The organism is Carnobacterium funditum DSM 5970, from assembly GCF_000744185.1.
In the GTDB taxonomy this organism is placed as follows: domain Bacteria; phylum Bacillota; class Bacilli; order Lactobacillales; family Carnobacteriaceae; genus Carnobacterium_A; species Carnobacterium_A funditum.
In genome coordinates, this window is record NZ_JQLL01000001.1 from 1,272,696 (window position 1) to 1,289,044 (window position 16,349).

Here is a 16,349-nt window from a genome sequence, read left to right on the forward strand (position 1 = left end):
TCTATTATAACACAAGATTCAACTCAAAAGAACATTTGTTCTTATTTTATTTATTTAAAATACGTTGTGATATATTTTGAAGTTGTGTTTGATTAGTGAAATCTCCGCTTAGTAAATCAGGCAATATATCTGTCAAAAAATATTGAACACTATTTAAGTGACTGAATCGTAAAATCGTTTTTAAAGATTCTTCATAAATTTCAGCGAAAATATTTTCTGTATTGCCTTTTTGTATTTCTCCAAATGATTCATACAATAGGTCAACTTTATCAGCAACTGATAAAATTTGGCCTTCAAGGGTCTCATCTTTGCCTTCTTTTAACCGTTTCGCATAGGCTGCTTGGAATTCTATTGGGATCTCATTTCTAATAAAGTTTTCAGTCATAGATTCTTCTACATCTGCAAGCATTTCCCTTAACTGAGGTGTAGCATATTTAACTGGTGTCTTAATATCTCCAATAAAAAGCTCTGAATAATCATGATTTAAAGCTTTTTCATAGAGTGAACGCCAGTCGACTGTCTTCCCTTGCTGCTCTTCTACTGTTCCTAGAAACTGTGCAATTTTGGTTACTTTAAAAGAATGGGCAGCAACTGAGTGCTCTTCATATTTAAATTTTCCTGGACAACGAATAATACTTTCTAAATCACTTAGACTTTTAATATATTGGTGCATTCCCATTAGCGCTCATCCTTTTTGTGGTTAAATTTTTATAACCCTAACATAGATAATAAATTAAAGCAAAAAGATTGTCGTCATGATTTAAAAATAGATAAAAATAGAGCTACTCATTCTTCTTTAATGTGAATGATTCCTTGACCTAAAATACTATAGACATGTTTATCCATCTGGCTGTATAACATGCTTTTCCCTTTGCGTTGAGATTTCACTAAACGGGCCGTCTTCAAAACTTTTAGTTGATGTGAGACAGCAGATTGTTCCATATTCATAACTTTTGCAATTGTACTTACATTCAATTCTTGATTTTCTAAGAGATATAAAATAGCAATCCGTGTTGGATCACTGATAATTTTAAATAATTTACTGACTCGTCGGATTGTATCCTCATCTAATAATGGTGCTTCTTTATTATTCATCGTTATTCTCCCACCCTTTATCAAATATTCTCTTATTTTATTTTACCATAACTTTCCTCCCCCATGTCTTTCTGTCTGGTTATACAATCAAAAAAACTGCCGCTTAAATTATTCTAAAAAGAACAAATTTAAGCAACAGTTTCTATTTAATTATTAAGCTTTAGGAGACCGATCATTTTTATTATGATTGTTTAACTCAGTCATTTTGCCTGTATCTAAATAGATAATCCATTCAGAGATATTGGTGACATAGTCTCCAATCCGTTCAATAAATCCAGCAACTAACATGTAATCTGTTGCACCTAAAACAATTTCTGAATCATTTTTCATTTGTCTAATACAAGCTTTATAGATTTTCTTGAAATCATCATCTACTTCGACATCCTTTAAAGCCACTTCTTTAGCTTTGGCAGCATCTGAAACCACATAAGCTTGTAAGACATCTTGAACCATCACTTTAACTTTTTCAGACATTTCTGCAATTTGAGCTTCTATTTCAAAGTCTCGCTTATTGCCTTTTACTCGGATAGTTGATTTTGCGATACTAACTGCATGATCTCCCATTCTTTCTAAATCAGCGCTTGCTTTCATAATGGTTACTATTTTGCGTAAATCAGTTGTCACCGGTTGTTGCAAAGCAATCAATTCAAAACATCTATTTTCTAAATCTGCTTCATCTTTATTGATAACTACATCCCCAGCGATAACTTCCTTAGCTAGTCCTTTATCATGATTAACAAAAGCTTTTACAGACTTATATATTGCCTCATTTACAGCTTTTCCCATTTGGAAAAAATGGATGTGCAAGTCATTAAGTTCTTCTTCAAATACACGTCTCACTAACTATCACTCCTATTGGCCTATTTTATTTTTTATTATACCTAACTTTTACCCGAAACGTCCAGAGATATAATCTTCTGTCTCTTTTTGATGAGGATTTGTAAAGATTTGTCTTGTTTCGCCGTGCTCAATCAAGTGACCATTTAAGAAAAAAGCCGTTTTATCTGAAATACGTGAAGCTTGTTGCATATTATGAGTTACAATTATCATAGTATAGTCTTTTTTCAACTCCAACAACATCCGTTCAATTTTACCACTAGAAACTGGATCTAACGCACTCGTAGGTTCATCTAATAAAATAATAGCTGGTTCAACTGCTAAAACTCTAGCAATGCAAACCCGTTGTTGCTGACCGCCAGACAGTGCTAAAGCACTCTTTGACAACTTGTCTTTAACATCTTCCCAAACAGCAGCTTTTCTTAAGCTAGTTTCTACTATTTCTGCTATTTTCTTTTTATCTTTCATTCCTGCAACTCGAAGTCCGTAAGCCACATTTTCAAAAATAGAAAACGGAAAAGGGTTGGGTTGTTGAAAGACCATTCCAATTTTTTTTCTTAACTCCACCGTATCCATCTTGGGACTGTAGATATCTTGATTTTCAAAAGTCACATTCCCTGTTAGGGTTACATCCGGAATTAATTCATTCATTCGGTTTAAGGTTCTTAAATAAGTTGATTTGCCACATCCGCTGGGGCCAATTAATGCAGTAATTTCATTGGGAAAAAAATCTAGCGAAACTCCTTTTAAAGCTTCTTTCTTCCCATAATATAAGTGAACATCTTTAGATTCAATAATATGGTTTTCTTTTTTCATCCGATTCTCTCCTAACCAAAGTTACCTGACACATAGTCCTCTGTCGATTGTATTTTGGGACGCGTAAATACTTTTCTTGTTTCATCATATTCAATGACATTCCCTAAATAAAAAAATGCTGTGTAGTCACTAATCCGAGATGCTTGCTGCATATTGTGTGTCACTATGATAATCGAATATTTTTCTCGTAGTTGCAGCAACGTCTCTTCCACTTGACTTGTAGAAATTGGATCTAAAGCACTAGCTGGTTCATCCAACAATAAAACATCTGGTTTTAAAGCAATAGCACGAGCAATACATAGCCGTTGCTGTTGTCCACCTGATAAAGTTAAGGCATTTTTATGAAGATCATCTTTTACTTGTTCCCATAAAGCCGCTTGTTTCAGGCTTGTTTCAACAGCTTCGTCTAGTGCATTCTTATCTTTAACTCCATGCCGTTTCAAAGCAAAACTAACATTATCATAAATTGATTTACTGAAAGGATTAGGTTGTTGAAAAACCATTCCAATATTTTTACGTATCTCATATACATCTGTTTCAGGTGTATTGATATCCCTACCATGATACAGTATTTCTCCCGTTACTCTAGCGCTTTGAATTTCATCATTCATCCGATTTAATGAGCGTAAATAAGTGGATTTCCCACAACCACTGGGACCAATCAATGACGTTATTTTATTTTCTTCAAATTCTAATGATACCCCTTTAATCGCTTCATTTTGTCCATACCAAACATGTAAATCTTTGGTAGATAAATCAACAGGTACGTCAGGTTTCATTTTAATTATGTTTGTTTCAAGGTTTATTTGTTCCGACATTTTTTCCCCTCCTTGAATATTCTTAATAATTGGTTGTCACTTATCCTGCTGTAATTTTTTTCTGCAGTTTCTTTCCTAAGTAACGAGCTCCTAAATTAAAAAGCAACACAGCAATGATTAGTACAGCTGAAGCACCCGCTGAGACTTGCGCCCCATCTGGCATGACACCTTCACTATTTATTTTCCAAATGTGCACAGCTAATGTTTCGGCTGGACGCATTACATTTAAAGGGCTCGAGATAGACATTGGATTCCAATTTGTAAAATCCAATGCAGGTGCACTTTGACCTGCTGTATAAATTAAAGCAGCTGCTTCCCCAAAAATTCTTCCAGCAGCTAAAATCATTCCTGTCAATATACCTGGGAGTGCAGCAGGAAGGATAACTAGATTCACTGTTTCCCAACGTGATAACCCTAATGCCAGGCCTGCTTCACGTTGTATTGATGGTATTGCTCTAAGTGAATCTTCAATTGTTCTTGTCAATAGAGGCAAATTAAATAAAGTCAATGCCATCGCACCAGAAAGAATAGAAAAACCTAATCCCCATTGTAAAACAAATATTAAGAAACCGAATAGCCCAACAACAATTGACGGTAACGAACTCAAAACTTCAATAATCGTTCGCACAAAATCAGTCACTATATTTTTTTTTGCATATTCTGATAAGTAAATAGCCGCTCCTAAAGAAATAGGCGTACTAATCAACATAGTTAAGATAAGTAAATAAAATGAATTATATAACTGAATGCCGATTCCGCCGCCTGACTGAAAAGATTTAGATGGTGTTGTTAAAAATTCCCAAGAAATTTGCGGAACACCACGCCAAAGAATGAAAGCTAATAAACTAAACAAAATCAATACAATAATCGAAGCTATTCCGTACAAAAAACCGACGGCAATTTTATCTGCTTTTTTGGCATTCATTTTAATTCATAGCCCCTTTCTTTCCAATCCAACGTGTTAAAATATTAAAGAATAAAGCCATCACCAATAAAATTAGAGCCAATGACCAAAGAACATTATTTTCAAGAGTTCCCATGACTGTATTCCCCATGTTCATGGTTAAAATACTTGTCAAAGTTGAAGCTGGTGTAATTAAACTTGTCGGCATTAATGCCGCATTTCCGATAACCATTTGAACGGCTAAAGCTTCTCCAAAAGCACGGGCCATTCCAAAAACGACAGCAGTCAGCAATCCTGGAGTTGCGCTTCTTAAAACAACTTTATAAATCGTTTGCCATCTGGTTGCTCCCAAAGCTAATGATGCTTCCCGATAATAACGGGGAACTGCTTTTAATGTATCAACTGACATACTCGTAACTGTTGGTAAAATCATGACAAACAACACTATTGCTGCAGAAATCACTCCAAATCCACTTCCACCAAACGTATTACGCATAAATGGAACAACCACTGATAATCCAATAAATCCATAAACAACAGAAGGTATTCCAACTAATAATTCAATAACTGGCTGCAAGATTTTTTTCCCAACAGTGGGTGAAATCTCAGTCATAAAAATAGCCGCTCCAACCGCAAAAGGAGTAGCAACTGCCGCGGATAATAAAGTAACAATAAAAGAACCCGTAATCATAGGTAATGCCCCTATCAATGGTTCCCCATCTTCTCCAAGGCTCCCAGGATTCCAAACCCTTCCGGTTAGAAAATCTCCCAATGAGACCCCGTCTTTAGTAAAGGTAGAAATCCCTTTACTTGCTACAAAATATAAAATAGACAGGACTACAAAAACAATAAATGCAATACACAAAAAACTAATTATTTTCCCTATCTTCTCAAGTCTGCCTTTACCAGAATGCTCTGCTAGTTTTTTTTGAATGTCTTCCAAAAGAAGTCCTCCTCGTATTCTTTCTTTAATCGCTTATGAAGAGAACATTTTCGTAAAAAAATTGCTCTCTCCTCAACTAATGGTATTATTCAGATTCTTTTTTATCCTCTTTAAGAACTTCCGTTGTATTTCCTTTTGCATCTCGTTCGAATTGCATTTTATTAGTTGGAATGTATCCAAGGGCTCCAACTAAAGAGTCTTGCACCTCATCGGATAGCATGTAATCTAAAAAATCTTTTGTTAATCCTGTTGGTTCTCCATGTGTATACATGTGCTCATAAGACCAAATAATCCATTTATTTTTTTTAACATTCTCATCTGTTGGTTTTACTCCATCTATCGATAATGCTTTAACTGTCTCATCTACATATGAAAAGGCTACATAACTGATTGCACCTGGAGTACTTCCAACAATCTGTCTCACTGTACCGCTAGATTCTTGTTCTTGGGTAACGATACTTTTCTTTCCACCTGTAAGAACCCAGCGGTCAAAAGTTGCACGTGTTCCACTTCCTGAAGAGCGATTCACTACTGTGATAGCTAAATCCTTGCCACCTAATTCTTGCCAATTTGTGATTTCTCCAGTAAATATTTTCTCTAGGTTTTCTAAACTAATATCTGTTATTCCTACCCCCGGCGTTACAATTGGGGTAATACCGACTACTGCTACCCTATGATCGACTAAATTAGAGGCATCTATCCCACTTTTTTCTTCTGCAAAAATATCTGAATTCCCTATGTCTACAGCATCAGCAGCAATTTGTCCTAGCCCTGTTCCACTTCCTCCGCCTTGAACGTTAATAAATTTCCCGAAATTTTCAGATCCATATTGTTCACCAGCTACTTCAACCAGTGGTTGCAATGCAGAAGACCCTACTGCTGTGATTGACTCTTCTTCTTCTACTGGTCCACAAGCTGTTAAAAAAAAGGCAAAAGCTAACATTAACATCATTTTATTGTTTGTTTTTAATTTCATGATTTACCTCCTAGGTGTTTGTATCAACCACATACTTCTTAATCATAACTTACTTTTGTAAAATTTCACCACTTTAATTGTAAATTTTATGTAAATAAAGGTTCGTTTTTATTTTCATTTTAGCGCTTTTACCTTTAAAGAGCAAAGGTAAGCCTATTTTTAAAAAATAGTCCCTTTGATAGAGTTTCTACTTTCTTATGATTTTCTCATAATAAAAAACCGGTTTAATTATATGATTTGAATTCAATTTTGCTGTTTTCAAGATAGCGAATCCATTCACGACTATTAATCACATAATTTCGGATTCGTTCTAAACACCTAGAGGCTAAAAAATAACCTATTAAATCTATCCCTCTGTCTAGGTCTACTTTCGTTTCAATTTGAGGGATGCATTGTGTGCCTTTTACGTGAATAGTAGACTTCGCAATGCTACCAGCATAATTCCCCATCTATTCCAAGTCAACACATACTTTCATAACCGTTACAATCCTTCGTAAATGACTGGTTAAAGGTTATTGTAAAGAGATTGATTCAAAGTCTTTCTTTTTAAATGCTAATTCTACTTCATTAATTTGATAATCATAATTGATAAGTTCTTATGCTAGCACTTTATCATGGGTGATAAAAGATTTAACCGATTTGTACCTCGCTTCATTGACCATCATTCCCATTTTGAAAAATGATGATATCTTCAGCTTGATTCTTCTTCAAACTTATCTGATACACGTGAGGCTTGCTACATGTTATGCGTTACCCTAATATGGGTATAATCTTTTTTTAGTCCTATTACCAGTTCTTCAATCTTTGCTGTGAATATTGGATTTAATGCACTCATCAGTTCATCCATCAATAACCATTCAGAATCTACAGCGAAAGCACGAGCGATACAAGTACGTTGTTTTTGCACTCCAGACAAAGAGGATGTCTTTTTTAAAATTATCTTTGACTCCTTCCCAGATAGCCACTACCGTGAGTTTTTTCCAACAATTCCATTTAACTATTGTTTGTTTTTGACACCTTGAGTTCTCGGTCCCTATGCTATATTATCGGAAATACCCATAGGAAAAGGGTTAAGCTTTTGAAAAACCATCCCTAATCGTTTGCGTAAAAAAATGACATCAGATTCTTTGGCATAAATACCCTCATCATCCTTTTTTATTTCTCCACTTATTGCAAAACCTTCAGTCACATCATTCATTTTAATTAGACTATTAAGCAATGTTGATTTTTCACATTTCCATTCGAGTATGGTTCTTTTATTCCACTATTTTATGTTCTTTAACATTAAGAATAAATTAGTTCGCTCATTTTTTTCAAATGGTCGCTTCGCCTGTAAAAATATTTTTAACTTGCTCCATTGTTAACTCGTCAATAGTATTTTTTTAGACATATTATTCCATCCTTTTTTTATAGTGTTGGACTTCCTCACCTTGCTTAAATTTCTTATGATAAAGCATATCTATTAATTCTATTCTATCTTTGTGTAATGTTCATGCAACCCTTTGCAGTGCAATTGAAAAGGTGCAAACACAAAAAGAGAGCCTAGGGAAAAGTGAGGGTTCACTTTTCCCTAGGCTCTCTACTACTGTTATAGATGACGCAGCGGAAACGTTACTGTAAAGGTTGTTCCTAAACCAACTTTACTCCTTACCGTAATTGTACCATTAAAGTTTTCAACCAAGTATTTTACAATGGATAAGCCTAATCCAGTCCCACCTGAATTACGACTTCTGCCTTTATCTACTCGGTAAAAACGTTCAAAAATACGATTTATTTCGTCATCAGGGATACCCATCCCATTATCACTAATCATAACAATCGCCTGATCTTTTGTTTTTTTGAGTGTGACATTTATCGTTCCACCAGATTTTGTATAAATAACAGCATTATCAATTAAGTTTGCTAGAATCTGTTTCAAGCGATCTTTATCACCCTCAATTTCAACATCCTCTTCTTCGATTAAATTCATTGTAATTTTTTTTTGCTCAGCTTTTTGTTTTACTAATTTAAATGTGGATAAGACTGCATCTTTAACAACTACTTTTTCAGAGGCAAGTGGAACTTGCCTCTGCTCTAGTTTAGATAATTCCAAGATATCATTTACCAGTAGATCTAATCGTGTACTTTCTTCTAACATAATTTCTAAAAATTGTTTCAATATTACCTTATCTTCCATAGCTCCATCTAGCAAGGTTTCTGAAAAACCCTTTAAGGCTGTTACTGGAGTTCTTAACTCATGGGAAGCATTGGTAACAAAATCCGTTCGGACTTTTTCTAAACGCCGGATTTCTGTAATATCATATAATAAAACAATTAAATTCATATCATCTTTAGTCTTTCCAGCTATGGGGACAATGTTGGCATCGACTATTCGCTCAGCAGGAAAATAAAAATAAATTTCTTTATTTTGAATTTCTTTTTTACGATAAGTTTTTTCAATTAAATGACTTAAACCATAACTCTTTGTAGCCTCAACATACGATTTACCCAGTAATTTGCTACTGTCCATATCAAAAATTTGGCACATTGCAGGATTAACTATTTGAATGTTGCCCTCTTCATCCAACTGCATAACACCAATCACTAGATGATTAATCAACTCATTGATCCGCTCTTTGTTTTGAGTGATTTCTTGCATTTGATTTTCTAAACTCTCAGCTAACTCATTGATAGTTTGACCAAGTTTATTTACTTCGCCGTAGCCATTCCCTCTAAAACGTGCTTCATACTGATTACTAGATAATTTCCTTGCTACGTTCATAACTTCTTCGATGGGTTTAGCAATATATTTTGCAGTTAAAAAAGTAATGCCTGCTGTCAATAACAATGCTAAAATGCTAAATGTCAAAATAGACTGCAGAATTTGCCCATTTAATTGGTTCATTTCTGCTAATGGCTTAGCTAAACGAAGGACACCTATCAACTGCCCGGACTGATCTATTATTGGCTGCGCAACATAATAAAGTGTTTTTTTGGTCGTTTCACTTATTCTAGTAGCTGTTCCTTGGGGTTCTCCCTTTATTATTGCTTGTATCTCTTCACGGTTACGATGATTTTCTAACGATGTATCATCATCTATTGCAGAATCATAAATAACTACACCTTTTAAATCAATCAACGTAATTCGTTGATTGGTATATTCTTTTACTTTCAATGCTTGTTTTTTCAAATCAGGAAAAGCAAGTCTATCTTCTACTACACCATTAAAGTTACTTAAAACTAGTTTAGACTGTCCTATTAAATCTTCTTGTTGACTCTCAGTTGCATAGTTTTGCATTAATCGAGTTGAAAAAAAAACCACACATCCTCCAAAAATAATGAACAATGCCATAAAAATAGTCAAAACTTGAGTTTGCATCTTTTTCATAGTTTCGGAGCCTCAAACTTGTATCCAAAACCTCTTACTGTACGAATATAAACTGGATTTTTAGTATCGGTTTCAATTTTTTCTCTGATATGACTGATATGAGCATCTACAATTCTAGTTTCTCCTATATAATCGAAATTCCATATCGCGTTTAATAATTGTTCACGACTTAAAACACGATTTATTCGTTTCGACATATACAATAAAAGTTCGAACTCTTTTGGAGTCAACTCAATAGGTTCTTTGCGAACCGTCACTTTATATTGACTAGGGAATATGCAAATCTCTCCAATTGTTAGTTTCTCACTATTGTCTTCTTTTTTTTCTATCTTTTCTTTAGCCGCCAACTGAGGTTGAATGCGCCTCATGATAGCTTTCATTCTAGCTAAAACTTCTCGTGGACTAAACGGTTTAGTCATATAATCATCTGCACCTAGTTCTAGCCCTATAATCTTGTCTAATTCATCATCTTTAGCCGTTAAAATCATAATGGGTGTATCAATCTTCTCTTGGCGCAACTTTTTGCAAACTTCCATACCGTTCATTAAAGGCATCATCAAATCCAAAATAATAAAATCATACTTGTTAGCTAGAGCTAATGAATAGCCTGCTAGTCCGTCTAATGCTGTCTGTACTTGATACCCTTCTTTTTCTAAATTAAAAGTTAGTAGAGTCAATATCGATTGTTCATCATCAACAATTAAAACTTTTTTCATAGCTTTCCTCCATCTGATAATTTCAACTTCTTATATTCTTTTTTATTTATTTGAAAGTAGCACTATCCCGATTTCATGTGGTGAATCTGCATAAAGCGCAGTCTCAGTTAATCTCAACTCTCCATCTGGACCTTTTATTTTCAAATGACAATAAACACTGTTCTTCGATAAGGCTTGGTAAAAGTCATCTTCCGTTTCTAATTCTTGATTATTACATGAAATTAAGGTATCTCCTACAATCACACCCATTTTTTCAGCTGGTGTATCCGGGCGAACTGCAATAACTTTCATTCCTTCATTTGCTGCTCCAAATAAAAACGTCCAATTATTTTCACGACGACGATGACGGTACAAAATAATCATTCCACCTACAGGTAATAGGATTAATCCTGCAAGCCCTGCATAAATACTCCATATAGAGCCAACGGCAGCTAGACTTGTTAAGATTGTTAATACAACAAAATCTTTAACTAACACACGCACGGCTTCCTTAGGCAGCTGTGTATGAACTGTTATGCGCATCCCTACTAGTACTGGCAATAAGAAAAAAGAATAGTTCTGATTTCCAAGTGCAAATACAGGCCACCAATCAAAAAATGCTCCAAAACTTTCACCGGGAATAACGACTAATAACGGAATAACCCAAAAAGGTTTAATTTGATAACGCGCTATCTTTTTGCCACGTTTCGTTTTTAAGAACCAAGGTGTTAACTTTTTGGGTGATTCTTTTTTAATAACGAGTAGTGACATACCTAATAAGAATACTGTTATCAAAAGTATATTTGTTACTAAATTAGAATTAACCCATTGTAGTTGTTCTAAAGGTTGATACCATCCTTTAGGCAAAAAACTGAAAGAAAATTCAATTCCAAGGGCTTTTACACCAAGTAAAACAAGTGTGGTTAAAGAAAAAGTGAAAAGTGGGCTAATAAAACGATAACCAATAAGTAACAATAAAATAGCTACTATTTCATAAACAATAATCCAATCCATTGTGATAGGAATCCCTATTGCAATGCTCAATACGGACCCAATTAATCCCGCAATCAAACCAAATAACAAAAACTGTTTTAATTCAAACAGTTCTTTATAGATTGCTACCCGGTGATTTGACCTTTCATTCTTTATTCTTTTATAACTTGTACTAATTGCTAAAATCAATCCTATTAAAAATACCGGTTGAATAAAGAATACTAGTACCGCTATCAAAAAGTTTAGTATCAGTTGCATATACATTTTCATCCTCTCAGCTTCAGTTAGTTCATTTTTATTTAATTAATTATTTCTAATTTGAAGAATTAAATTCTGCTATTTCAAAAAATGAACTAGATAAGGTTTGCTTTCTTATAGCGTACCTATTTTAGGGGTAAATGTAAAATAGAAATGTGCTTTATTTTCAAGTTATTAAAAAATAATGTTAATAAAAATAAAAAAACTGAGATAAAAACACTTATTAGTGGTTTTCCTCAGCTTTTTAAATCGCATTTAGGTACGAAGATTTTTTATTTGTTTCGTTAGAAAGGAAGAAAACAACTATTCATTTACTCGTCCATATCCAACTACGTATTGTCCCCAATAATATTGGTTAATTTGTGCTACTGCTACACCTGAAGAAGTTTGTGCTCCAATAAAACTACCATTTCCTAAGTAAATACCAACATGATCAATACTTCCTGTTTGGTTAAAGAATACTAAGTCACCAGGTTTTGCTTCAGATTGAGAAACTTTTGTTGATGCAGAGTATTGTGCACTTGCAGTACGTGGCAAGCTAACTCCAGCTGCACTAAATGCATATTGAGTGAAACCTGAGCAATCGAAACCTGCAGTGGTTACTCCACCATACAAATAGGGTGTCCCTTGAACTCCAAAGGCTGCTCCTTGAACACTTCCCCAAGAACCTCCTGAAATTGGAAGAGATACGGCTGTTGCTACTTTAGGTTTCTTTTGAGTGGTTGCTACTATTTTTTCTGCTGTAGCTTTTTCTGATGTAGTGCTCGTATTTACAACTCTAGCATTTTTAGCTTCCGCAAGCTCTCTTGCTGCTTTTTCAGCATTTTCTTTCGTTGCTAGTAGCTGTGTTTTTTCCTTTTCAACTGACGATTTTTCAGCTGCAATAGTTGCTACAACAGCCTCTTTTTCTAATTGTTGTTGCATTAAATCTGTTTTAGCAGCCTCCAATTTAGCAGCTAAGACCGTTTGGCTTTTTAGATTTTCTTCATTTTCAGTTTTTTTCTCTGTAACTAAAGCTTTATCTTCAGCTTGTTGTTTAACTAAGTCTTGATTAGCGGAAACTAATTTAGATACAACATCTGCGCGACCTAGAACATCTGAAAAAGATTCAGATTCTAATAAAAAATCAACATAATTTTGAGTGTAACCATTTACTTGAACTGTACGAGCTTGTTCGGCTAACTTTTCTTCTCGTTCAGTAATAGCTGCATTTAAACCCTCTATTTGTTGGCTTAACTCTTTTAATGTTTTTTGAGTAGTGCTCATCTCAGCCATCAACAAAGCAGCATTTGCTTCATTTTTAGAGATATGATTTGTGATATCTGCTAATTCATTTGTTACAGCTTTTTTTTCACTCTCAAATTTTGTGATATTTTCATTTGTCGCGTTAATGTTATTCCCAACCTCTGCTTTGGCTGATAATGGTGCTAGATAAGTTGTGGCACCTATTGTCGCCGTTAAGAAAAGAGTTATTAGCTTCTTATTCAATTTTTTTGTCCTCCGTTTTTCCTAAATGCTATTTTTGATTACACTTTTAAAAATCTTCTGATTGAAATGGATGACCCTATAGCTCCAATTACTATTCCTACAGCCAACATTGCGCCGCCGATTTGATATAAGAACGGGATAGGTGTCAGTAATGCAAAGTACGTTCCTGATAAATAAGTTGTTCCAATATCATAAATGGTTACATAAAGGAAAGTGATAAAGGCTACTGGAATAACTGATCCAATAAAACCAATTAATGCTCCTTCAATTAAAAATGGCCATCTGATAAACCAGTTTGTTGCTCCAACTAACTTCATAATTTCAATCTCTGTTTTACGAGACATAATCGTAATTCGAATGGTATTAGAAATTAAGAAAACTGCCGTCAAAACTAAAGCACCAATGATGACTACTCCTACATTCCTAACCGTATTCATAGTCTTGAACAAGTTATCTGCTGTTGCCCCACCGTAATTCACTTTAGCTACATGCTCTAGTGTTTCAGATTTTTCTGCAACTGCCGCAGTATTTTCAGGCGAAGCGGTATTTACAATAAATACGTCATATAGTGGATTGTCATCGCCTTGGAAGAGGTTAAATTCGTTACCATAACTTCCAACCACTTGTTTCAGTTCACTTTCTCTACTAGAAAACTCAACTGTATCTACATTATCTAAAGCTGTTAGTTCAGTTTCTAATTTTTTTTGCTCTTTTTCATCAGCAGCTAAATCAATATAAACTCGAACGCTCACATCATTCTCGATATCAGTTGCTAATTTATTCACATTCATCAGCATAGCCACAAATGATCCAACCAATAGCAAGGTTACTGCTACTGCACTGACCGCTGCAAGAGACATCCAGCCGTTTCTTTTCAGACTTTTCAAACTTTCAACGATGTGTCTTTTTATTGTTCTAAATTTCATATCCGTAGTCTCCTTCCAATTGGTCTCGGACAATGCGTCCATTCTCAACCGCAAGTACACGGTGTTTAACGACATTTACGATTTGGCTATTATGAGTTGCCATAATAACGGTTGTTCCTTGATTATTGATTTCTTCTAGAATTGCCATGATTTCCATTGAGGTATCAGGATCCAAGTTTCCAGTCGGTTCGTCGGCAATCAATACACGCGGCATATTAGCGATTGCTCTAGCAATTGCTATCCGTTGTTGTTCTCCACCAGATAATTCAGTTGGGAACATTTTAATTTTATGTTTCAAGCCAACTAACTCCAACACTTCTAAAACACGTTTTTTGATTACTTTAGGACTTTTCTCAACTACTTCCATTGCGTACGCAATGTTTTCATAGACAGTCATTCTTGGTAATAATTTAAAGTCTTGGAAAACTACACCAACATGTCGTCTCAAATAGGGAATATCTTTATCCTTCATAGTTACTAAATCAAATTCTCCAACTTTGATTGTACCTTTCGTTGCTCTTTCTTCACGGTACATCATTTTTATAAACGTTGACTTACCAGCTCCACTCGGGCCAACAACATAAACAAATTCACCTTGTTCAATGCGAACGGTTAATCCATTAACTGCAGTAATACCATTGGGATACTTTTTGTAGACATTTAGCATTTCAATCATCATATCACCTAACTTTTTTTAATTTTCTTATTTGAGTTTGTTTTTTGTTTTCAATTACTGTTTTTGGATAAGGGACTATTTATATACGGTATAGAGATTATGAACGACTTTCCGTCATTTAATGCTTACTCATTATAGCACTCAAAAAAACAATGTCTGTTGTAGTTTGTTTACAAATACATTTCATTGCGTCACATTACTGTAATGAAGTGTATTATTTAGATGCAAATTGTATTAATCATTCTCATTTACCACTTAATTATCATTTATAACAATAAATAGGGATAGAAACATCTATATTTTTTATTTATTCAGTTATATTTGGGTTTAGATATCATTCATTTTTTTTATTTACAAAAAAAAAAATCTGTCAATGGATAATAATTGACAGAAATTTGACAGAGCTCATCTAATCTTAATTATCTGGTGCTAACGTACTTCTTAAATAGGCTTGAATGAAAGAATCAATGTCTCCATCCATTACATTCGTAATGTTACCTGTTTCGTGGTTTGTCCGATGATCTTTGACCATCGTATATGGATGGAAAACATAAGATCTAATTTGAGATCCCCAACCTATTTCCTTTTGTTCTCCCCTGATTTCAGCCATTTCCTTTTCTTTCTTTTCAATATCTAGTTGATGCAATTTAGCTTTTAACATCCCCATAGCTTGATCTCGGTTTTTCATTTGTGAGCGTTGAGCTTGGCTTGCTACAACAATTCCAGTTGGAATATGTGTAATCCGAATGGCAGAATCTGTTTTATTAATGTGCTGTCCGCCAGCTCCACTCGCGCGATAAGTATCTACTCTCAAATCATCTGAGTTGATTTCAATATCTATATCTCCTTCTAATTCCGGGATAACATCAATAGAGACAAAAGAAGTATGTCTTCTTCCGGCTGAATCGAATGGTGAGATACGAACTAGACGATGAACACCTTTTTCAGCTTTCAGGTAACCATAGGCATTGTGTCCTTTAATCAATAAAGTCACACTTTTTATTCCTGCTTCATCTCCAGCTTGATAATCAAGAGTGTCAACTTTAAACCCTCTTTTATCAGCCCACCGGGTATACATACGTAGCAACATGCTACCCCAGTCTTGTGATTCTGTTCCCCCAGCTCCAGGATGTAATTCAAGTATCGCATTATTTTTATCGTACGGTTCGCTTAAAAGCATATCTAATTCATATTGCTCAAGCGTCTTAAAGAAATCTGTACTTTCTTTTTCTAATTCTTCTTCTAAATCTGGGTCTTTTTCTTCTTTGACCATTTCAAGCATGAGCTCTAATTCTTCTTGCTTTTCTTCTAATTGCTTAAAACTTGTATAGGTTTCTTTCATAACGTTCGCTTCATTAATTAAAGCTTGCGCTTTTTGCGCATTATCCCAAAAAGTAGGTTCTGTCATTTTGTGATCAAATCCAGCAATATTTTGTTCCATATTTTCTAAGTCAAAGAGACCTCCTGAAGCCTGCAATTTTTTCCTTTGCTGCTTCTACTTTATTTCTAATTTCGCTTATTTCCATTTTTATTACCCCTTATTAAAAATTATTTAGT

Annotated in this window: 17 protein-coding genes and 1 pseudogene; all 18 read right to left on the reverse strand. The window is 34.5% G+C overall.

The annotated features are described in order from the left end of the window. Positions 1-46: 46 nt before the first annotated feature. On the reverse strand, positions 47-679 hold the full coding sequence (locus BR44_RS05855) for an HD domain-containing protein (protein WP_034551198.1): 633 nt from the start codon (positions 677-679) through the stop codon (positions 47-49). A gap of 107 nt (positions 680-786) precedes the next feature. After that, positions 787-1,095 (reverse strand): ArsR/SmtB family transcription factor, encoded by a 309-nt coding sequence (locus BR44_RS05860; RefSeq protein WP_034551199.1) that lies wholly within the window; start codon positions 1,093-1,095, stop codon positions 787-789. Between the two features lie 153 nt (positions 1,096-1,248). Further along, positions 1,249-1,935: a phosphate signaling complex protein PhoU gene (phoU, locus tag BR44_RS05865; RefSeq protein ID WP_034551201.1), complete on the reverse strand. Its 687-nt coding sequence runs from the start codon at positions 1,933-1,935 to the stop codon at positions 1,249-1,251. Positions 1,936-1,983: 48 nt separating this feature from the next. Further along, a complete protein-coding gene (gene pstB, locus BR44_RS05870; protein WP_034551203.1) occupies positions 1,984-2,748 on the reverse strand; it encodes a phosphate ABC transporter ATP-binding protein PstB in 765 nt (254 codons plus the stop codon). A gap of 11 nt (positions 2,749-2,759) precedes the next feature. Continuing rightward, positions 2,760-3,566, reverse strand: a complete 807-nt coding sequence (gene pstB, locus BR44_RS05875; RefSeq protein WP_034551204.1) for a phosphate ABC transporter ATP-binding protein PstB — start codon at positions 3,564-3,566, stop codon at positions 2,760-2,762. A 40-nt stretch (positions 3,567-3,606) separates the two neighbouring features. After that, positions 3,607-4,491, reverse strand: a complete 885-nt coding sequence (gene pstA, locus BR44_RS05880) for a phosphate ABC transporter permease PstA (RefSeq protein WP_034551206.1) — start codon at positions 4,489-4,491, stop codon at positions 3,607-3,609. Between the two features lies 1 nt (position 4,492). After that, positions 4,493-5,413, reverse strand: a complete 921-nt coding sequence (gene pstC, locus BR44_RS05885; protein WP_034551208.1) for a phosphate ABC transporter permease subunit PstC — start codon at positions 5,411-5,413, stop codon at positions 4,493-4,495. 85 nt (positions 5,414-5,498) lie between these two features. Further along, on the reverse strand, positions 5,499-6,389 hold the full coding sequence (locus BR44_RS05890; RefSeq protein WP_034551210.1) for a phosphate ABC transporter substrate-binding protein PstS family protein: 891 nt from the start codon (positions 6,387-6,389) through the stop codon (positions 5,499-5,501). Between the two features lie 224 nt (positions 6,390-6,613). Further along, positions 6,614-7,060, reverse strand: a pseudogene (locus BR44_RS12170) (PhoU domain-containing protein). Between the two features lie 65 nt (positions 7,061-7,125). Further along, on the reverse strand, positions 7,126-7,329 hold the full coding sequence (locus tag BR44_RS11115; protein WP_084676103.1) for an ATP-binding cassette domain-containing protein: 204 nt from the start codon (positions 7,327-7,329) through the stop codon (positions 7,126-7,128). Positions 7,330-7,422: 93 nt separating this feature from the next. Beyond that, positions 7,423-7,587 (reverse strand): ATP-binding cassette domain-containing protein, encoded by a 165-nt coding sequence (locus BR44_RS11500; protein ID WP_156954902.1) that lies wholly within the window; start codon positions 7,585-7,587, stop codon positions 7,423-7,425. A 390-nt stretch (positions 7,588-7,977) separates the two neighbouring features. Continuing rightward, positions 7,978-9,756, reverse strand: coding sequence for a two-component system histidine kinase PnpS (gene pnpS, locus BR44_RS05900; RefSeq protein WP_034551213.1), 1,779 nt, complete (start codon positions 9,754-9,756; stop codon positions 7,978-7,980). Further along, entirely contained in the window at positions 9,753-10,472 is a 720-nt protein-coding gene (locus BR44_RS05905) for a response regulator transcription factor (protein WP_034551216.1), read from the reverse strand. The genes pnpS and BR44_RS05905 overlap by 4 nt, the downstream gene beginning before the upstream one ends. A gap of 42 nt (positions 10,473-10,514) precedes the next feature. Beyond that, positions 10,515-11,702 carry a PDZ domain-containing protein gene (locus BR44_RS05910; RefSeq protein ID WP_034553010.1) on the reverse strand — a complete coding sequence of 396 codons (1,188 nt, stop codon included), beginning with the start codon at positions 11,700-11,702 and terminating at the stop codon, positions 10,515-10,517. 303 nt (positions 11,703-12,005) lie between these two features. Continuing rightward, positions 12,006-13,190 carry a C40 family peptidase gene (locus BR44_RS05915; protein ID WP_034551220.1) on the reverse strand — a complete coding sequence of 395 codons (1,185 nt, stop codon included), beginning with the start codon at positions 13,188-13,190 and terminating at the stop codon, positions 12,006-12,008. Between the two features lie 38 nt (positions 13,191-13,228). Then, entirely contained in the window at positions 13,229-14,116 is an 888-nt protein-coding gene (gene ftsX / locus BR44_RS05920) for a permease-like cell division protein FtsX (protein ID WP_034551223.1), read from the reverse strand. Continuing rightward, entirely contained in the window at positions 14,106-14,792 is a 687-nt protein-coding gene (ftsE, locus tag BR44_RS05925) for a cell division ATP-binding protein FtsE (protein ID WP_034551226.1), read from the reverse strand. Before ftsE ends, ftsX begins: the two co-directional genes overlap by 11 nt. 415 nt (positions 14,793-15,207) lie before the next feature. Next, positions 15,208-16,318 (reverse strand): peptide chain release factor 2 gene (gene prfB / locus BR44_RS05930; protein WP_211249865.1). Its coding sequence is split into 2 segments (ribosomal slippage): positions 15,208-16,257 and positions 16,259-16,318, totalling 1,110 coding nucleotides; the frame shifts between segments, so codons are not numbered across the junction. Between the last annotated feature and the right edge of the window lie 31 nt (positions 16,319-16,349).